This window comes from Actinophytocola sp. (genome assembly GCF_035712165.1).
Taxonomy (GTDB): Bacteria; Actinomycetota; Actinomycetes; order Mycobacteriales; family Pseudonocardiaceae; genus DASYTH01.
On sequence record NZ_DASTBH010000097.1, the window covers coordinates 1 to 19284 of the forward strand.

Genomic DNA, 19284 nt, shown 5'->3' on the forward strand with positions numbered 1-19284 from the left:
GGCGGCGTTGCGCCGGTCGGTCAGCTCGTCCCCGGCGGCCGCGATCCGCCCGCGCAGCCGGCGTGCCTCCCGGTCCAGTTCCTCGGCCCGGCGCCGGTTGGCCGCAAGCACGCCGGCCCAGTCCTCCAGCGCGGCGGCGGCCCGGCGCAGCCCCTGCCGGCGCTCCTCGAACCCGGCCGGGGTGTCCCGCAGCCGGGCCCGGAACGCCTCCGCCGCCGCACCCTGCCAGTCGGCCGTGGCCGCGCCGGCCCGGCGCACCGCGGGGTCGACCGCGGCCAGCGCCTCGGCCGCCGCGGTGAACCGGGCGGCGGTCGCCGCCACCGCGTCCGGGTCGCCGGGCACCGGGTCGAACCCGAGACCCTGGTAGGTCGCGGCCATCAGCCCGGCCCGGACAACCGGTCGGCCGCGCGCCGCTCCTGCTCGGCGTAGGCCGTCCCGGCGGAGCGCAGCACGGTGACGTCGGCGGTGACCGCGCCGAGCGCCCGGTCCAGGTCCGCCCGGGTCTGTTCGGTCAGCGCGGCGGCGGCCGGTCCGAGCCGGCCCGGGCCCAGGTCCGCGCACCGCCCCGGGTCCAGGTCGGCGAGGGCGGCCGCGACGGACTCGACGGTGTCCTCGAGCATCCGGCCGGCCGAGCGGATCGCCTCCGGGTCGGCCCGGTAGCCGGACACCGGGTCAGACCCCGAACACCGGCGGGTAGGCCGGCGGCAGGTCGTCGAGCAGGTCGAGACCCTTGTCGTACTTGTTCTTGTGTTCCTTGTCCTCGTCGCCGGGCGCCCCGGCGCCGCCCATCGGCGGGTAGAGCCCGCCGCCCGCCGCACCGGCCGCACCGCCGGGGCCGCGCCCGCCGAACACCCCGGCCGCGCCCGGCACGGCGCCGCCCGGGCCGCGGGCCGCGAGTGGCCCGGCGCCGGCTCCGCCACCCGGCGTCGCGCCGAACCCGCCGCCGGGGCCGAACCCGCCACCGGAACCCGGTCCGCCGCGGTAGGAGTCCGCGCCGCCCGGCCCGGGCGCGGTGGCCGGGTTGGGCGGCAGGCCACCGGGGCCGGGGTTCGGACCACGCGGCGGGTCGGTGAAGCCGGACGTGGTGGTCTGCCCCGGGCCGCCGCCCTCGGCGTCCGTGGCGGATTCCGGTGGGCCGGCCGGCGCACCGACCGGCGGGTCGTGCGGCCGGGCCGGCGGCGGCAGCGGCGTGCCGGGCACGACACCCGGCGCGGCGTCGTCCTGGCCGCCCGGCAGTGCCGGCGACGGCTCGAAGTGCGGCAGCGGCGTGTAGATCTCCCGGCTGCGGCTCTCGTAGTCCTCCATCACCCGGACGGCCTCGGCCTTGTTCTCCCTGGCCTTCTCGAACCCCGGCTGGTAGTCGGTCAGCAGCCGGTCGAACATGACCGCCGCGGCCGGACCATCGGGCACCGTGGCGCCATGGCCGTCCCGGAACGCCTGTTCCTGGCCGGCGAAGACCGGCGAGGGCATCCGGTGCTGCGCGGTCTCCACCGCCTCGGTGTAGTCGGCCATGGCGGCGGCGATCCGGGTCGCCGTGTGGCTCGCGTCGCCGGCCCACTGGGTGAGCCGGGTGCCGGCCCCGGCGCCGGCGACCGCGGCCGCGCCCCGCCAGTTGTTCATCAGAGATCGCAGCGAGTTCTCGACCGCTTTGGTCGTCTCCTCGATTCCCTCGGCGATCCGGCGCCATTCCCCGGCCCGGTGCGACATGTCCCTGAGGTTCGCCTCCATGATCATGTTATAGAGGCGCGGGTGGTCGTAGTACTCCCAGTTGATCTTGCCGAAATTGCGTAACTCACGGTTCGCGCGCCGGATCCGGCGGCTGCGGTCGCGCTTGGACTCGGCCATCACGCCTCCCCGTCGAGCTCGGTCATCTGCCGGTTGATCCGGTCGACCACGCCGGCGTCCAGCGACTGGTAGCTCCGGACCGTGGCCAGCAGGGCCTCGCGAATCGCGAGCAACTCCCGCATGTACTCCCGCAGCGCCTGCTGCAGGCCGCCGTCGAGGTCGGCCCGCTCGAAGAACGCCCGCTGCATGTGTTTCGCGACCGGGCTGGACCCGTCCTTGAGCGGTCCGGCGAGCGCCGTCGCGTCGTTCATGAAGCCCACCAGGGTGTCGTGCAGGCCGGCGAGGTCATGCTCGGTTCGGAGCAGCTCCGCCAGGTCGACCTCGAAGCCGTCCATTCCGGTGCCGGCCACGTCGTGCACCGGACGGGCGCCGACGCTGTCGTCCGGGTTGACGTCCAGCCGCTGCACCCGGGGGTTTTCCCGGTCCAGCCGCTGCAGGCCCTCTTCCGTGTATACGTGCCGCGCCACGATGGTCAACTCCCACACACACGCGAAATATCCGACTCGGCAAAGGTTCTCACATGCCGGCGAAGATCACGGGATCGTTGTGCACAACCGGACACGTTCCCCGCTCAGCCGGTCAACAACACCGCGGCGAGCCGTTCGGCAAGCTCCGAGCACCGGTCCAGGACCGGCGCCACGATCGGCATGATCGGTACGAAGTCTTCGTCCGGTTCGGTCATGCGTCCAGGGTGAACGGCGACCGGGGCGGGCTCCACGGCCGCTGCACGGGTGGGCAGGGCCGCGGCACGGCCTGGCAACGCCGCGAACTGCGGCAATCTAGGGTGAGAAGGTGAGTTCGGTACAGCACAGGTGGCCACCGGAGGAGTTCGAGCCGGCCGAGCGGCACCCCGAGGCGCCCGAGCCGGGCACGGTGCTCCGCTCGCACTACGCCCGGTGCTTCGGCTGCGGCGACGAGCAGGAACACGGGCTGCACCTGCGGGCCACGGCCGGCGAGGGGCAGACCACGCTCTCGGAGTTCCTGGTCACCGAGGCCCACCAGGGCGCCCCCGGGCTCGCCCACGGCGGGCTGCTGGCCTGCGCGTTCGACGAGGCGATCGGCGGCGTCGTCGGGCATCTGCTGCGCCGGCCGGCGGTGACCGGCCGGCTGGAGACCGACTTCGTCCGGCCGGTCCCGGTCGGCACGACCCTGTTCATCACCAGCAAGATCAACGGACTCACCGGGCGGAAGGTCTACGCCAGCGCGGAGGGCCGGCTGGGTGCATCGGACGGTCCGGTCGCGGTCCGGGCCCGGGCGCTGTTCGTGATCGTGGAGTTCAAGCACTTCCTCGAGCACGGCCGCCGGGAGGATCTGGCCGCGGTGGCCGCCGACCCCGAACGGCTGCGCGCCCGCGGCTACGACATCAACCCGTAGGAGCCACCGGATGATCTTCGTTCTGCTGGTCGTCACGGTGGTCGCGCTGTTCCACCTCTATCTCTGGAAGCGTCTGGTCCTGGACACCACGCGACCGGGCCGGGCCCGCCGGGTTGGCGGGTTCGTCGTGCTCGGGTTGCTGCTGCTGACGGTCGGCACGGTGTTCGGGTCGCGCCTGGTCGGGCCGCATCTGGCGACCTGGTTCGCCTGGCCGGGCTTCATCTGGTTCGGGCTGATGGCCTACCTGTTCCTGACCCTGGTGGTGCTGGAGTTACCCCGGCTGGCGCTGCGCGGGTGGGTGCGCCGCGGGCCGCTGCGGGCCACGGCGAGCACCGCGCCGCCGGAGGACCTGGCCACCGAGGCCGCCCCGGCGCCGGACAGCACGGTGGGGCGGCGGGTGTTCCTGGCCCGGGCGTCGGCGGCGGTGGCCGGAGCGGCGTCGGTCGGGCTGGTCGGCGCCGGGATGGCGTCGGCGCTGGGTCCGCCGGAGATCACCCGGCTGACCGTGCCGCTGCGCCGGCTGAACCCGGCGCTGGCCGGCTACCGGATCGCGGTGGTCTCCGACATCCACCTGGGCGCGCTGCGCGGCCGCGGGCACACCGAGCGGATCGTGCGCATGATCAACGAGCAGCAGCCGGACCTGGTCACCGTGGTCGGCGACCTGGTGGACGGCTCGGTCGAGGAGTTGGGCGGGGCCGCCCGGCCGTTGCGTGACCTGGTCGCTCCGGACGGCGCCTTCTTCGTCACCGGAAACCACGAGTACTACTCGGGTTACCAGCCCTGGCTGGCCGAGCTGGAGCGGCTCGGCGTGCACCCGCTGCGCAACGAGCGGACCACGATCGGCGCCGGCGGCGCGGGTTTCGACCTGGCCGGCGTCAACGACGTCAACGGCGAGTTCGTCTCCGACGGCCCGGACTTCGACCGGGCACTGTCCGGCCGCGACACCGACCGGCCGGTGATTCTGCTGGCGCACCAACCGGTTCAGGTCAGCGACGCGGTCGAGCACGACGTGGACCTGCAGCTGTCCGGGCACACCCACGGCGGCCAGCTGTGGCCGTTCCACTACGTGGTCAAGCTCGCCCAGCCTGCCGTGTCCGGACTGTCCAAAGTGGACGACACCTGGCTGTACGTGACCCGGGGCGCGGGGTTCTGGGGACCGCCGGTGCGGGTCGGGGCACCGCCGGAGATCACACTCGTGGAACTTGGCGCATCCGGATGATCGGGCTGACCACCGATTGAGGCGCCCGAGAAATACCGGCATGGAGCTGGCGGGCTAGGTGACGGTGCGCGGGCGGATCGAGTTGGCCCGGTCCACCAGCTCGTGCCGCTGCTCCGGAGTGGTTGCCAGCCGGGCAAGGGCCCGGTAGCAGCGCTCCAGCCCGAACCGCAGCTCCCGCTCGGACAGCGCGCAGCCGAGCACCTGGCGCCCGTCGGTGCCGGGCAGCGCGCCCGGCCGGCCGGCGCGCACCCAGCCGTAGGCCGCCTCCAGCACCTCGGCGGAGAGCTGGGTGCGCCGCTCGATGTCCAGCGCCAGCCGTTCCAGCCGGCTGGCCGCGTCGTGCAGGTCGTGCTCGGCGACGCCGGTCCGGTCGGTCACCCGGGTCTTGATCTTGATGGCGGCCACCTGGGCGGCGACGTGGTGGCTGGAGGTGTCCGGAACCGACTCCAGCACCTCGATCGCCCCGGTCCGGGCGGCCTGCGCCAGGTACACCCGGGACAGGCCGAACGCCGCGCTCACGTAGTTGCGGTCGGTGCGCCAGACCAGCTCGTAGTACCGGGCCGCCGGGAAGTACTCGCCGGCGTACTCGGCGCTCACGGCGAGCGCGAGCTTGGGCGCGACCTCGCCGGGCACCGCGTCGTAGACCCGTTCGAAGGCGGCCTGCGCCTCCCTGGGGTTGCGCATCGCCAGCGCGACCAGCCCGCGGTACCAGTCCGGCCGCCAGTCCGCCGGGTCGGCGACCAGCGCCCGGGCCGCCTCCAGCGCGCCCGCGGCCGACCGCGGGTCGCCCACCTCCAGATAGGCCTTGACCAGCCGCAGCCGCACCTCGACCGAGTCCTGCGGGGCGGAGCGCAGCCGCTGGATCTGTTCGGCGGGCGGGGCCGCGGTGATGCTGGCCAGGATCCCGGCCGCGTGGTCGTCGGTGTCCACCAGCGGCAGCGGCAGCACCGTGGCCACCTCGACCGGGTCCGGCATCGGCAGCGACCCGACGTGCTCACCGACCACCAGGCCGGCGCCGAAGGTCCTGGTCTCCAGGGCGAACACGGTGGAGATGCCGGGCCGGGGCCGGCCGGTGCCCAGCGCCATCACCTCGCGCAGCACGCCGGTGAGCTGGTCGGCCATCTCCTCGGCGGAGCGGAACCGCCGCGCCGGGTCGGTGTGCGTGGCCCGCTTGAGCACCCGGTGGTAGGAGCCGAACAGCGCGAACAGCGGCTCGGTGTCCGGGCCGGGCAGCGTGTACTTGTGCCGGGTGGTGTAACCGGAGAACTCGATGGACAGCACCGCGAGGGTGCGGCCGACGGTGAAGATGTCCGAGGCCACCGACGCGCCTTCGGTGGCCAGTTCCGGCGCGCTGTAGCCGAGGGTGAAGAACAGCGGGCTGTCGTAGTCGTCGGTCTTGCGCACCGCGCCGAGATCGATCAGCTTGAGCTGCTCGCCGGCCTGGATCACGTTGTCCGGCTTGAGGTCGCAGTAGAGCATGTCGATGCTGTGCAGGTAGCCGATGGCCGGCAGGATCTCCAGCCCGTAGGCGATCACCTGGCCGATCGGCAGCGGCTCGGCCCGGCCGGACTCGCGGTGGTGCTCCAGGGCGAGTTGGCGCAGCGACTGGCCGCCGACGTACTCCATCACGATGTAGCCGACCGAGGTCCCCGTCTTCGGGTCCGGGTGCTGCACGAAGTTGTAGATCCGCACCACGTTCGGGTGCTCGACCTCGGCCAGGAACCGGCGCTCGGCCACCGCGGACGCCATCGACGTCGCGTCCCCGGTGTCGATCATGCCCTTGAGCACCACCCACCGGTCGCTGACGTTGTGGTCCTTGGCCAGGTAGATCCAGCCGAGGCCGCCGTAGGCGATGCTGCCGAGCACCTCGTACTGGCCGCCGACCAGATCGCCGCGGTGCAGCCGGGGCCGGAAGTTGAACGGGGTGCCGCACTGGGGGCACTCGCCCTCGGCCGCCCCCGGCACGCCGTCGGCGGTCCGGCCCACCTCGGCGCCGCAGTTGTTGCAGTACCGCTTGTTCTCCGCGACCACCGGGTCGTCGAGCACGGCCGATGCCGGGTCCTTGACCGGGACCACCGGCACGTCGACCAGCCCGGCGCCGAGCCGGCCGCGGCCGGTGGTGCGGGACTGGGTGCGCCGCGCGGTGCCCGGGAAGGTCCCCGGTCCGGTGCCGGGCCCGGTCTGCGGGCCGGTGTCCGGCGCCGACCCGGCCTGGGTGTCCGACGGCTCCTCGACCGGCTTGGGCTTGGGCGGCTCGATGGACAGCGTCGGCGGGGTGTCGGCGAGCACGCTGGTCGGCTGCGGCTCGTCGGCGCCGATGGCCGGGCGGACCGGGGCCGGCAGCGGCGCGACGGCCGGCATCGCCGCCTGCGGCCACTGCGGTTGCGCGGGGCGCGGCGCCTGCGCCGGCGTCGAGTGCCCCGGCGCCAACTGCCACGCCGCCGGCTGCGGGCCCGGGGCGACGTGCGGGGTGGGCTGGGCCCACTCCGGACCCACCGGCGGCTGCCAGGGCAGCGGCTGGGGCCGGGGCGGCTCGGGGCGCCGGTGCGCCCCGGGCTGGCGGGTCATGTCGGGTTCGGCCGGACCGGTCAGTGTGTGCGGCGAGCGGAACCAGCCGGTGTTGCGCTCGCCGGAGCCCGGCCGGCCCAGCTGCTCCGCGGCCACCGCGGCCTGCCGGCGCAGTTCCTCCGCCCGGACCACCGGGTCCGGCCGGCCGACCGCCAGGCCGCACGCCCGGCAGTTGCCGTTGCCGTCCGCGTCGACCACGACCTCACCGTCGCATCCCGGTCGGGGGCATCTGGTCATCGGGCTCACCTGTACTGACGAACAGGAGGCTGGGCGCCGCCGACCCACGTCTGGGCGCTCTGCGCCCATGAGCCGTCGCCGATGGATTTCTCGAGCACGCCGTTGACGAACCGGACCATGTCCTCGTTCTGCTTGGGAATGCCGATCCCGTACGGCTCGTCGGACAGCGGCGGGCCGACGATCTTGGTGTTCGGGTCCTGCTTGACCATGCCGGCGAGGATCGTGTCGTCGGTCGACACTCCCTCGACCTGGTTCTGCTGCAGCATCACCAGGCAGTCCGACCAGGTGTCGGTGGCCACCGGCACGGCCTTCTTGGCCACGATCCGGCCGATCGAGGTGGAACCCCGGGCGGCGCACACCTTCTTGCCGGCCAACTGGTCCAGCGACTCCACCGTGGACGAGGTGGGCACCAGCAGCTTCTGCCCGGCCACGTAGTAGATCGCCGAGAAGTTGATGTCCGCCCAGCGCTGGCAGTTCGCGGTGAACGTGCGGGCCACGATGTCCACCTCGCCGTTCTTCAGCGCGTTGACCCGCTCGGCCGAGGAGATCACCTTGTACTGGATCTTCTCGTCGATGTTCGGCGACGGGCCGAAGATCGCCTCGGCCACGTCGTGCACCCGGTCGATGTCGAAGCCTTCGAGGCGGTTGGTGCTGGGGTTGCGGAAGCCGAACAGGTAGGTGTTCTGGTCGACGCCGGCGATCAGCTTGCCCCGGGCCTGGATGTTGGCCATGGTGCTGCCGGCCGGCATCTGCCCGGCCGGGGGCAGCGGGCCGGGCCGCAGGCTCTGCGTCGGGTTGCACTCCGGGACCGGCGCGGCGGAGGTCGACGCGGTGGTCGGGTTCTCCTGCACGCCAACGGGAAGGGGTCGCTCGGCCGCGCTGACCGGGGCCGGGTCGACCGGGGTGCCGGTTGCCCCGCAGCCGGTCAACAGCACCGCGCCGAGGGCGAGAACCGCGAACGCGCGCGGTGCTCGACGGACCGCGGCGGCAACCGGGCCAGGCGCCTTCATCGGTACTCCCGCAGTCGTTGCGCGATGCCCACCGTGATGCCGCCGGCGGCGAGCAGGGTGAGCACCGCGATGCCGGGCACCAGCGCGGTGAGGGCCTGGTGGGCGCCGAGCGTCTGGTTGGCGAACTCCTGCCGGCCCTGCCGCAGCGCCTCGAGCAGGTTGCGGTCCAGGTCGGCGAACGCCCTTGCGGCACCGTCCGGCTGGTCTCCGGTGGCCAGGGCCACCGCGTTCTCGTACTGGCCGCCGTCGTCCAACTGGCGGATCTTGTCGTGCGCGGCCAGGTAGGCGTTGGTGTTGTCGATCGCGGCCCGGATCTTCTCGGACGCGCCGGTGCCCAGGTCGCGGGCGGCCACCAGCAGGTTGTCCGGGCCGTCGCCGGAGACCTGGCCGCGCAGGGACGTGAAGTCCTCCTCGTGCTCCGGGCCGTCGCCCCGGGCCACCAGGGTCAGGGTCTCGTCGGCGCGCAGCTTGAGGGTGACGATCCGGGCCCGCACCAGCACCTCGACCTGGTCGGAGCCGTTGCGCTGGCCGTCGGCCACGCCGGAGGACATGACCAGCAGCGCGACCGTGCCCCAGGCCAGCCCGAGCACCACCGCGATGGTGGCCATCAGCAGCCCGACGTTGATCAGCCGGTTGGTCTTGCGGGTCAGGTACAGCTGGGTGCCGATCAGCGCGGCCAGCAGCAGCACGGCGAGCAGCGCCGTGACCCACGGGAACGAGCGGGCGTCGTCCTGTTCGGCCCGCAGCCGCTCGAAGTCGATCCGGTACAGCCCCTCGGCCGCCGGAAGGATCTTGGAACGCATCAGGCCGGACGCCTCGCGCAGGTAGGCGGCGCCGGCCGGGTAGCCCTGCCGGTTGTTCGTGCGGGCCGTCTCGATCAGGGCGGTGTAGACCGGAAGTTGCTGGTTGAGCTCGCGGACCTGCGCCTCGGCGGCGGGCACCCCGCCGACGTCCGAGGCGGCCTTGGACAGCGCGGCGCCTGCCTGGGCGATGTCGATCTCGTAGCGCTGCCGCAGCGAGTCCGGCTCGACCCCGCCGGCCAGGAACGCGCTGGCGGCGGTCGCGTCGGCGTCGGACAGCGAGCGGTAGACCTGCTGGGCCGCGGCGGCCAGCGGCTCCCGGTGCTGGATCAGGTCGTCGATCGTGGCCTGCTTCTCCTGCAGGGCGAGCGCACCGAACAGTCCGGTCAGCAGGGTGAGCGCGACGAGTGCCGCCGCGATCACGGACAGTCGCCCCGGCGTCGAACCCGCTGATCGGGTGACTTGACGCACCGCGCTGACCGGGCTGCCGAGCACTCTGCGTGTGCTGGGCGCGGCCGGCGGCTGGCCGGGTGCGATGGTGGTCACGGCGATCCCCACGGATTTGGATTCAACCTGGTGATGCTGTCCACTGCGCCCGCTTTCCCCCGGGGGTTACCTGCCTGTGACCGCAGAGTGGGCACGGCACGAACCTAGTGCAGCCGGACCAGCGCTGGCCACCAATGGCCGGACCGGCCCACCCCGGTCACCTCACGCTGTGTCACAACTACTACGTCAAGTCACAATTTTCGGCGGGTCTTTACACATTCCGAACGTCACCCGGTCGGGTTCCGCACCTTGCTCGGTCAGTGTGGTCCTCGGCAACGCAACACCGAATGTTAGGGAGGAACCCGTGCGAGTTACCCGGATCGCCGTCACCGGCTGCGTCATGGCCGCGCTCACCCTGGCCGGCGCCACGGCCGCCGCGGCCGAGCAGCCACCCCCCAGTTCCGAGCCGGGCTCGGTCACGGTCACCCTGAGCGCGGAGCAGGTCAAGTTCCTCTGCGACACCCGGCTGCCCCGGATGGAGAACCGGGCCACCAAGCTGGTCGAGCGGATCAACGGCGGCGCCGAGGTGAAGGGCTCGGTCGCCTGGCTCAAGGCCCGGGCGCAGAAGGAGCGCGACGCCGGCCGGGAGACCACCGCGCAGGTGCTCGAGGAGCGGGCCGAGCGCCGGGCCGGGCGGGTCGACCAGCTCAACAAGATCAAGACCTGGGCGGCCGACTTCCGCGGCAAGTACTGCGGGGCCAAATGAACCGGGGCCGCATGAGCCGGAGCCGGGTGGCCGCCCTGCTGCTGACCCCGCTGGTGCTGCTCGGAGCGGCGGCCTGCCGGGACGACCCCGGCGCCACGCCGCCGCAGACCAACAACCCCGGCGGGTCGGTCGAGCGGCAGATCGATGATCTCGATGCGCAGCTGGACTCGATCGAGCGGGAATTGAATGACAACTAGGCCTGGGCCGGGCCACGCGGACACCGGTCCGAACGGTCGGCCGGCCGCTCAACGACCGGATTAGAGTCGCCGCCGTGGAGACCAAGGGCCTGGTGCTGGTGGTGGAGGACGACCCGGCCATCGCCGACCTGGTCTGCCGGTACCTGCGCCGGGACGGGTTCGGCGTCCAGGTCGAGACCGACGGCCGCGGCGCGCTGGCCGCGGTGCGCCGGCTGCGCCCGGTCGCGGTCGTGCTCGACGTCGGACTGCCGGTGCTGGACGGGATCGAGGTGTGCCGGACCATGCGCACCGGCGGCGACTGGACGCCGGTGCTGTTCGTCACCGCCCGGGACGACGAGGTGGACCGGGTGCTCGGCCTGGAGCTGGGCGCCGACGACTACGTGACCAAGCCGTTCTCGCCGCGCGAGCTGGTGGCCCGGATCCGCACCGTGCTGCGCCGGGCCGGCGGCGAGCCGGCCGCGGGCGGGACGCTGGAGGTCGGCCGGACCCGGCTCGACCTCGGCGCCCGGCGGGTCTGGTCCGGCGACGCCGAGGTCGCCCTCACCTCCACCGAGTTCGACCTGCTCGCCCACCTGATGCGCCGGCCGGGCCAGGTGTTCGAGCGGGCCCAGCTGCTGTCCGCGGTGTGGGGCTACTCGGCCGCGGCCGGGACCCGCACGGTGGACGTGCACATCGCGGCGCTGCGCTCGAAGCTGGGCGAGGGCAGCCCGATCCGGACGGTCCGCGGCGTCGGGTACGCGGCCGACCCGGCCGGCTCGTCGTGCTGAGCCGCAGGCGCGCCGGCCTGGCCGTCCGGGTGACCGCGATCTGCCTGGTGGTGGCCGGCGTGGTGGCCGTGGTCGCCGGGCTGGTCTCGGCCCGGCTGGTGGTCAGCACGGCCACCGCGATCACCCGGCAGACCGTCTCCGACCAGGCCGACGTGGTCGCCGGCCAGCTGTCCGACAGCAAGGTCCTCGGCAACCGGCGGATGCTGGACATCCTGCGCGGGCAGGGCATCTCGGTGGTGCAGCTCCGGCCCAACGGCAACCTGCTCAGCACGAACCCGGACGCGGTGCGGGCCGCGCGCGCGGCCGGCATCGACCGGGCGACCCCGGACCATCCGCTGCACGCGACCGTCGAGGTGGACGGCAACTCGCTGGTGGTCGAGGCCCGGGCGGTGGCCGGGGCGAACACCTTCGCCCTGGTGCGCGAGGCGGCGGTGGCCAAGGGCGCCGGCCGGTCGCTGATCGGCAACATCGTCTTCGCGTTGGGCGTCGGCCTGCTGGTCGGCGCGGGCGCCGGGATCCTGCTGGCCCGCCGGCTGTCCCGGCCGCTGCGGCGTACCGCCGACGTGGCGGCCGGCATGAGCCACGGCCGCCGGGACCTGCGGGCGCCGGTCGAGGGCCCGGCCGAGGTGGCCGAGGTGGCCGAGGCGGTGAACACGCTGGCCGACGCCCTGGGGCGCAGCGAGTCCCGGCAGCGGGACTTCCTGCTGTCGGTGTCGCACGAGCTGCGCACCCCGCTGACCGCGGTGAAGGGGTTCGCCGAGTCGCTGGCCGACGGCGTGGTGACCGGCGCCGAGGTGCCCGACGCCGGCCGGGTGATCGGCGCCGAGGCGAACCGGCTCGACCGGCTGGTGTCCGACCTGCTCGACCTGGCCCGGCTCGGCGCCGACGACTTCCGGCTGGACCTCACCGACGTCGACCTCGCCGTGCTGGCCGGCGCCGCCGCCGAGGTGTGGCGGGTCCGCTGCGAGGCGGCCGGGGTGCGGTTCCGGCTCGAACTGCCGATGACCGGGCCGTGGGTCCGGACCGACCCGCGCCGGCTGCGTCAGGTGATCGACGGGCTGGCCGAGAACGCGCTGCGGATGACCCCCGCCGGCCGGCCGGTCGTGCTGTCCCTGTCCACCGCCCCCGGCGCCGCCGTGCTGCAGGTGCGCGACGGCGGGCCGGGTCTGGCGGCCGAGGACTACGCGATCGCGTTCGACCGGGGCGCGCTGCACTCCCGCTATGCCGGCAGCCGGCCGGTGGGCATCGGCATCGGGCTGGCGCTGGTGCACGGGCTGGTCACCCGCATGGGCGGCGCCATCGAGGCCGGACCCGCCCCGGAGGGCGGCGCGGCGTTCACCGTCACGCTGCCGACTCCCGCGAACCCGCCCTACGCGGCGAGCTGACCGGCGTCCCAGGTGAGCCTGCGGACCGTGGCGACCACCACGGCGCCGGGCGGCAGCGGACGGGTGGGCTGGGGCCGTTCCACCCAGTGCCAGCCGCTGGTGCCGGACGCCCCGACGGACGGCGGAACCTCCACATTGGACCCGCGCGGGGCGATCCGCACACGCAGCGCCGCGAGGTCGTGGGCGACGTCCGGGCGGACCACACCCACCGGTTTGGTCAGGAACGTCCACCAGGTTCGGCCGGGGTCGGCCACGATGGGGCCGCATAACATCGCGATCCCCAGTTCCTGTCGAACCCGGGCGCCCAGCCGCGCCGGCATGCCGACGGCCGCGAGCGCACCGCCGATCACGATCACCAGATCCCGCCGGCCGACCTGCAGCGACACCGGCCAGCCCAACTGCTCCTCGTACTCGGCCCGGGCATCGGTCAGCTCACGAAGCCACACCGGCGCGGGCCGTGACGTCAAGGTTGTCATGGTTTGCCTCCACACCAACCCCGGTCAGAACTGGTTCGCAAAGAGGGTCGACGCCGCGCCTGGGGCCGCAAGACCTCTGGTGGACACCGATCGGATCGCGTTGCCCTGGCCGGAGTCCGATTAGCGTCGTCAGTGCTGGGTACCCGACAAATTAAAAAACCAACTGGCCGGTATGTCAATACCGACCAGCCGGTTTCTTGTGGGCGAGCCTTATGCGGCGCGGGCCTGCTCGGGGGCGAGGCCGAGCCGGACCACCACCTCCTTGGTCGCCTTGGCCCGGTTGAGGGTGTAGAAGTGCAGCCCGGGCACGCCTTCGGCGAGCAGCCGGGCGCCGAGCTCGGTGACCAGGTCGATCCCGGCAGCCCGGAACGCCGCCGGGTCGCCGGCGAACGGCTCCAGCCGGGCGGCCAGGGCCGGCGGGAACGGCGCCCCGGACAGTTCGATCGCCTTGGCCACCGACTTCGGGGTGGTGAACGGCATCAGGCCGGGCAGCAGCGTCGCGTCGCAGCCGCGCGCCTCCACCCGATCCCGCAGCCGCAGGAAGTCCTCGGCCTCGAAGAACAACTGGGCGATGGCGAACTCCGCGCCGGCCCGGAACTTCCGCACCAGGTAGTCCGTGTCGGTGTCCACATCGGACGATCGGGGGTGGCCGTACGGGAACGCGGCCACCCCCACACAGAAGTCGCCGAGCGAGCGGACCAGCGTCACCAGTTCCTCGGCATAGGTCAGCCCGTCCGGGTGCGGGATCCACTCACCGTTCGGATCGCCGGGCGGATCTCCGCGCACCACAAGGACATTGCGCACCCCGGCGGCGGCGTAAGCGCCGATCACGTGCCGTAGCTCGGCGACGGAATGCTCCACCGCGGTCAGGTGGGCCATCGGGACCAGGCTGGTCTCGGTGGCCACCCGGCCGGTGGTGCGGATCGTCCGGTCCCGGCTGGAGCCGCCGGCCCCGTAGGTCACCGACACGAACGCGGGGTCGAACCCCTCCAGGTCCCGGATCGACCGCCACAGCACCTGCTCGTCGTCGGCGTCCCGGGGCGGGAAGAACTCGACGGAGAACAGCGGCCGGTCGGAGCAGCAGATCCGCTCGGTCACGGTCTTCATGGCAGCCATCCCGTCAGGTGTTGAAGTACTTGGCTTCCGGGTGGTGCAACACGATCGCGTCGGTGGACTGCTCCGGGTGCAGTTGCGACTCCTCGGACAGCTTCACCCCGATCCGCTCCGGGTCGAGCAGCTTCGCGATCTTCTCCCGGTCGTCCAGGTTCGGGCAGGCGCCGTAACCCAGCGAGAACCGGGCGCCCCGGTAGCCGAGCTTGAAGAACTCCTCGACATCCGCCGGATCCTCGGCCGCGACCGGAACCCCGGAGGCGAACCGCAGTTCGGTGCGGATCCGCCGGTGCCAGTACTCGGTGAGCGCCTCGGTGAGCTGCACACCCAGGCCGTGCACCTCCAGGTAGTCCCGATAAGCGTTGGTGTTGAACAGATCCTGCGCGTAGTCGGCGATCGGCTGGCCCATCGTGACGATCGTGAACGCGACCACGTCCACCTCGCCGGACTCCCGAGGCCGGAAGAAGTCGGCCAGGCACAGCCGCCGGTCCCGGCGCTGCCGGGGGAAGGTGAACCGGGTCCGCTCGGCTGCGTCCATCGTGGGTTCGGCCAGCACCACCAGGTCGTCGCCCTCGGCCACGCACGGGAAGTAGCCGTACACCACGGCCGCGTGCTTGAGCACGCCGTCGACGGTGAGCCGGTCCATCCAGTCCCGCAGCCGGGGCCGGCCCTCGGTCTCCACCAGTTCCTCGTAGCTCGGCCCGGCGCCGCCGCGCGCCCCGCGCAGACCCCACTGGCCCATGAACGTGGCCCGCTCGTCGAGCATGGAGATGTAGGCCCGGCTGTGGATCCCGCGGTGCACCCGGGTGCCCCAGAACGGCGGGGCCGGGACCGGCACGTCGGTGGCGACGTCCGAGCGCGCCGGCTGCGGCGTCTCGTCGGCCGGTTCGGCTTCCCGGCGGGACTCGGCGATCTGCAGCGACCGCTGCCGCCGGGCGCGCCGCTCGTCGGCCCTGGCCTTGAGCTCCTGGTCCACCAGCGGGGACTCGCCGCGCTTGGCCGCCATGATCGCGTCCATCAGCCGAAGGCCCTCGAACGCGTCCCGGGCATAGTGCACGTCGCCCCGGTAGACCTCGGACAGGTCGTTCTCCACGTAGGCCCGGGTGAGGGCCGCGCCGCCGAGCAGCACCGGCCAGCGCGCGGCCACCCCGCGCGAGTTCATCTCCTCCAGGTTCTCCTTCATGATCACCGTGGACTTGACCAGCAGCCCGGACATCCCGATCACGTCCGCCCGGTGCTCGTCGGCGGCGTCCAGGATGGCGTTCACCGGCTGCTTGATGCCGATGTTCACCACCTCGTAGCCGTTGTTGGACAGGATGATGTCCACCAGGTTCTTGCCGATGTCGTGCACATCGCCCTTGACCGTGGCCAGCACGATCCGGCCCTTGCCGTCGTCGTCGGACTTGTCCATGTGCGGCTCGAGATGCGCGACCGCGGTCTTCATCACCTCGGCCGACTGCAGCACGAACGGCAGTTGCATCTGCCCGGAGCCGAACAGCTCGCCGACCGTCTTCATCCCGGCCAGCAGGGTGTCGTTGATGATCTCCAGCGCCGGCTTCTCGTCGAGCGCGGCGTCCAGGTCGGCCTCCAGGCCGTTGCGCTCACCGTCGACGATGCGCCGCTGCAGTCGCTCGAACAGCGGCAGCGCCGCCAACTCCTCGGCCCGCGACGCCTTGGACGAGGACACCGTGGCGCCCTCGAACAGCTCCATCAACCGCTGCAACGGGTCGTAGCCCTCGCGCCGCCGGTCGTAGATCAGATCGAGCGCGACCTCCCGCTGCTCGTCCGGAATCCGGGCCATCGGCAGGATCTTCGACGCGTGCACGATCGCGGTGGACAGCCCGGCCTGCACACACTCGTGCAGGAACACCGAGTTGAGCACCTGCCGGGCCGCCGGGTTCAGCCCGAACGACACGTTCGACACACCCAGCGTGGTCTGCACCTCCGGGTAGCGCCGCTTCAACTCCCGGATCGCCTCGATCGTCTCGATCGCGTCGCGGCGGACCTCCTCCTGCCCGGTGGAGATCGGGAAGGTCAGCGTGTCCACGATGATGTCGCTGACCCGCATCCCCCAGTTCGAGGTCAGGTCCTCGATCAACCGGCTGGCCACCCGCACCTTCCATTCCGCGGTGCGGGCCTGGCCCTCCTCGTCGATGCACAGCGCCACCACGGCCGCGCCGTGCTCGCGGACCAGCGTCATCATGCGCTGGAACCGCGAACCCGGACCGTCTCCGTCCTCGTAGTTCACCGAGTTGACCGCGCACCGGCCACCCAGCCGCTCCAGCCCGGCCCGGATCACCTCCGGCTCAGTCGAGTCGAGCATGATTGGCAACGTCGAAGCTGTGGCCAGCCGTCCGGCAAGCTCGCCCATATCGGCCACGCCATCCCGGCCGACATAGTCCACACACAGGTCCAGCAGATGGGCGCCATCCCTCGTCTGCGCACGCGCGATCTCAACACAGTCCTCATACCTCCCCTCGAGCATCGCCTCGCGGAACGCCTTCGAGCCGTTGGCGTTGGTCCGCTCTCCGATCATCAACACCGAGGCGTCCTGTTCGAACGGGACCGCCTGGTACAGCGAGGAAACTCCCGGCTCGGTCACCGGAGCGCGGTCCACCGGCCGCTGCCCGCGCACCGCCTCGACCACCGAGCGCAGGTGGTTGTCCGTTGTGCCGCAACACCCTCCGACCAGCCGCACGCCGAACTCGGCCACGAACGCGGCGAGCGCCTCGGCCAGCGCGTCCGGCCCCAGCGGGTACACCGCGCCGTTCGGGCCCAGTTCGGGCAACCCGGCGTTGGGCATCACCGACAGCGGAACCCGGGAGTGCTTGGCCAGCGTGCGCAGGTGCTCGCTCATCTCGGCCGGGCCGGTGGCACAGTTCAGCCCGATCAGGTCGATCCCGAGCGGCTCCAGCGCGGCCAGCGCCGCGCCGATCTCGGTGCCCAGCAACATGGTTCCGGTGGTCTCCACCGTGACCTGCATGATGACCGGCACGCTGCGGCCCGCGCCGGCCATCGCCCGGCGCGCCCCGATGATCGCCGCCTTGGCCTGCAGGATGTCCTGCGCGGTCTCCACGATCACCGCGTCCACCCCGCCGGCCAGCAGGCCGCGCACCTCCTCCGCGTAGGCGTCGCGCAGCGCCACGGACGGCGCGTGGCCGAGCGTGGGCAGCTTGGTGCCCGGCCCGACCGAGCCGAGGACGAACCGCGGCCGGTCCGGCGTGCTGAACTCGTCGGCCACCTCGCGGGCCAGGCGCGCACCCGCCTCGGCCAACTCGAAGATCCGCTCCGGAATGTCGTACTCGGCAAGGTTGGCCAGGTTCGCGCCGAAGGTGTTCGTCTCCACCGCGTCCGTTCCGGCGGCGAAGTACCGCCGGTGCACGGCCTTCACCACGTCCGGCCGGGTCACGTTCAGGATCTCGTTGCAGCCCTCGAACCCGTCGAAGTCGTCCAGCGACAGGTCGGCGGCCTGCAACATCGTGCCCATCGCGCCGTCGGCGACCAGAACCCGTTCGTTGAGCGCGCTCAGAAAGTCGGTCACGTTAGTCATACCCTCGCACGTAGTTGTCCTCGCTCGGCTGCCGGATCGACCGCACCACCGGCTCGGCCTCGCGGGCCGCCACCGGCCCGTAGGCCTCGTCCAACCGCTTCAGGAACGTGTCCGCGTCCAGCTCGTACTCCTGGCCGCCGCGGGCCTCCAGCACCAGCGTGGCCAGCAGGCAGCCCATCTGGGCCGACCGCTCGGTGGACAGCCCGGCGGCGAGACCGGACAGGAAGCCGGCCCGGAAGCCGTCGCCGACGCCGGTGGGATCGACCTTGCCGCGGTCCGGCGCCACCCCGACCGTGACGGTCGGCGCGATCGCCGAGTCGATCCGCACGCCGTTCTCGCCGAGCGTGGTGACCCACGCCCCGACCCGGCCGAGCACCTGCTCCTTCGTCCACCGCGTGGTGGACAGCAGCAGCTCGCTCTCGTACTCGTTGGTGAACAACCAGGTCGCGCCGTCGACCAGCGCCCGGGTGTCGGCCCGGCCCAGCGTGGCGAGCTGCTGGGACGGGTCGGCGGCGAACCGGTAGCCGTGCGTGCGGCACTCCTCGGTGTGCCGCAGCATGGCCGCCGGGTCGTTGGGCGAGATCAGCACCAGGTCCAGCCCGCCGGTGCCCTCCGCGATCGGCCGCAGCTCGATCCGACGGGCCTCGCTCATCGCGCCGGCGTAGAACGACGCGATCTGGTTCTGGTAGTCGTCGGTGGTGCACAGGAAGCGGGCCGTGTGCTTGCTGGCCGAGACGTGCACCCAGCTGGTGTCCACGCCGTGTGCCTCCAGCCAGAGCCGGTACTCGGCGAAGTCCGGACCGACCGCACCCACCAGCAACGGGCGGCCACCGAGCCGACCGAGACCGAACGCGATGTTGGCCGCCACGCCCCCACGCCGGATGTCCAACTGCTCCACCAGAAACGACAGTGACACCTTGTCCAGCGAGTCCGCGAGCAGTTGGCTGGCGAAGCTGCCGGGGAACACCATCAGGTGGTCGGTCGCGATCGACCCGGTAACCGCGATGCGCATGCCGCGCTCCTTCCCAGTGGTTCGTTACTCGACGATCGCCCGCAGGTCGTCGGCGCGGTCGGTGCGCTCCCACGGCAGATCCAGGTCCGGACGGCCGAAGTGGCCGTAGGCGGCGGTCTGCGCGTAGATCGGGCGCAGCAGGCCGAGGTCGCGGATGATCGCGGCCGGGCGCAGGTCGAACACCTGGGTGATCGCCTGCTGGATCTTGGTGGGGTCGATCGTCTCGGTGCCGAACGTCTCGACGAACAGCCCGACCGGGGCGGCCTTGCCGATCGCGTAGGCGACCTGCACCTCGACCCGGGACGCCAGGCCCGCGGCCACGGTGTTCTTGGCCACCCAGCGCATCGCGTAGGCCGCCGAGCGGTCCACCTTCGACGGGTCCTTGCCGGAGAACGCCCCGCCACCGTGCCGGGCCATCCCGCCGTAGGTGTCCACGATGATCTTCCGGCCGGTCAGGCCGGCGTCACCCATCGGACCGCCGA

General features: G+C 72.7%; 18 protein-coding genes. 6 read left to right on the top strand and 12 right to left on the bottom strand.

Going from position 1 to position 19284, the window contains the following annotated elements; genetic code table 11:
* From VFO68_RS04950 to VFO68_RS04965, 4 genes are all read right to left on the bottom strand, one after another.
* A partial coding sequence (locus VFO68_RS04950) for a putative T7SS-secreted protein (protein WP_349256575.1) occupies positions 1 to 378 on the bottom strand: 378 nt, incomplete at its 3' end.
* Positions 378 to 668, bottom strand: coding sequence for a hypothetical protein (locus tag VFO68_RS04955; RefSeq protein WP_325156953.1), 291 nt, complete (start codon positions 666 to 668; stop codon positions 378 to 380). The genes VFO68_RS04950 and VFO68_RS04955, both read right to left, overlap by 1 nt.
* A 4-nt stretch (positions 669 to 672) precedes the next feature.
* Positions 673 to 1845: a PPE domain-containing protein gene (locus tag VFO68_RS04960; protein ID WP_325156954.1), complete on the bottom strand. Its 1173-nt coding sequence runs from the start codon at positions 1843 to 1845 to the stop codon at positions 673 to 675.
* The gene (locus VFO68_RS04965) at positions 1845 to 2312 is read right to left on the bottom strand and encodes a hypothetical protein (RefSeq protein WP_325156955.1); all 468 of its coding nucleotides are present in this window, start codon (positions 2310 to 2312) and stop codon (positions 1845 to 1847) included. The genes VFO68_RS04960 and VFO68_RS04965 overlap by 1 nt, the downstream gene beginning before the upstream one ends.
* A 325-nt stretch (positions 2313 to 2637) precedes the next feature.
* Between VFO68_RS04965 and VFO68_RS04970 the strand changes: the two genes are divergently transcribed.
* Positions 2638 to 3219, top strand: a complete 582-nt coding sequence (locus VFO68_RS04970) for a PaaI family thioesterase (RefSeq protein WP_325156956.1) — start codon at positions 2638 to 2640, stop codon at positions 3217 to 3219.
* 10 nt (positions 3220 to 3229) lie between these two features.
* A complete protein-coding gene (locus VFO68_RS04975) occupies positions 3230 to 4438 on the top strand; it encodes a metallophosphoesterase (protein ID WP_325156957.1) in 1209 nt (402 codons plus the stop codon).
* A 54-nt stretch (positions 4439 to 4492) separates the two neighbouring features.
* On the opposite strand, the gene VFO68_RS04980 is transcribed toward VFO68_RS04975, so the two are convergent.
* The 3 genes from VFO68_RS04980 to VFO68_RS04990 form a co-directional block, all read right to left on the bottom strand.
* A complete protein-coding gene (locus tag VFO68_RS04980) occupies positions 4493 to 7006 on the bottom strand; it encodes a serine/threonine-protein kinase (RefSeq protein WP_414635459.1) in 2514 nt (837 codons plus the stop codon).
* Positions 7007 to 7248: 242 nt separating this feature from the next.
* Positions 7249 to 8253 carry a glutamate ABC transporter substrate-binding protein gene (locus VFO68_RS04985; protein WP_325156958.1) on the bottom strand — a complete coding sequence of 335 codons (1005 nt, stop codon included), beginning with the start codon at positions 8251 to 8253 and terminating at the stop codon, positions 7249 to 7251.
* Entirely contained in the window at positions 8250 to 9599 is a 1350-nt protein-coding gene (locus tag VFO68_RS04990) for a hypothetical protein (protein WP_325156959.1), read from the bottom strand. The genes VFO68_RS04985 and VFO68_RS04990 overlap by 4 nt, the downstream gene beginning before the upstream one ends.
* A gap of 304 nt (positions 9600 to 9903) precedes the next feature.
* Between VFO68_RS04990 and VFO68_RS04995 the strand changes: the two genes are divergently transcribed.
* The 4 genes from VFO68_RS04995 to VFO68_RS05010 all read left to right on the top strand — a co-directional run bounded on the left by VFO68_RS04995 (position 9904) and on the right by VFO68_RS05010 (position 12654).
* On the top strand, positions 9904 to 10305 hold the full coding sequence (locus tag VFO68_RS04995; protein ID WP_325156960.1) for a hypothetical protein: 402 nt from the start codon (positions 9904 to 9906) through the stop codon (positions 10303 to 10305).
* Positions 10306 to 10316: 11 nt separating this feature from the next.
* Entirely contained in the window at positions 10317 to 10502 is a 186-nt protein-coding gene (locus VFO68_RS05000) for a hypothetical protein (protein ID WP_325156961.1), read from the top strand.
* A gap of 74 nt (positions 10503 to 10576) precedes the next feature.
* On the top strand, positions 10577 to 11269 hold the full coding sequence (locus VFO68_RS05005; protein ID WP_325156962.1) for a response regulator transcription factor: 693 nt from the start codon (positions 10577 to 10579) through the stop codon (positions 11267 to 11269).
* Positions 11263 to 12654: a HAMP domain-containing sensor histidine kinase gene (locus VFO68_RS05010; RefSeq protein WP_325156963.1), complete on the top strand. Its 1392-nt coding sequence runs from the start codon at positions 11263 to 11265 to the stop codon at positions 12652 to 12654. The genes VFO68_RS05005 and VFO68_RS05010 overlap by 7 nt, the downstream gene beginning before the upstream one ends.
* On the opposite strand, the gene VFO68_RS05015 is transcribed toward VFO68_RS05010, so the two are convergent.
* The 5 genes from VFO68_RS05015 to VFO68_RS05035 form a co-directional block, all read right to left on the bottom strand.
* Positions 12639 to 13130, bottom strand: a complete 492-nt coding sequence (locus tag VFO68_RS05015; RefSeq protein WP_325156964.1) for a hypothetical protein — start codon at positions 13128 to 13130, stop codon at positions 12639 to 12641. The genes VFO68_RS05010 and VFO68_RS05015 overlap by 16 nt on opposite strands.
* A 210-nt stretch (positions 13131 to 13340) precedes the next feature.
* Entirely contained in the window at positions 13341 to 14237 is an 897-nt protein-coding gene (locus VFO68_RS05020; protein ID WP_325156965.1) for a methylenetetrahydrofolate reductase, read from the bottom strand.
* 13 nt (positions 14238 to 14250) lie between these two features.
* Positions 14251 to 17790, bottom strand: a complete 3540-nt coding sequence (metH, locus tag VFO68_RS05025; protein ID WP_325156966.1) for a methionine synthase — start codon at positions 17788 to 17790, stop codon at positions 14251 to 14253.
* Positions 17783 to 18802: a carbohydrate kinase family protein gene (locus VFO68_RS05030; protein WP_325156967.1), complete on the bottom strand. Its 1020-nt coding sequence runs from the start codon at positions 18800 to 18802 to the stop codon at positions 17783 to 17785. The genes metH and VFO68_RS05030 overlap by 8 nt, the downstream gene beginning before the upstream one ends.
* 24 nt (positions 18803 to 18826) lie before the next feature.
* Positions 18827 to 19284, bottom strand: a 458-nt coding sequence (locus VFO68_RS05035) for a methionine adenosyltransferase domain-containing protein (RefSeq protein WP_325156968.1), incomplete at its 5' end; no start/stop codon positions are given.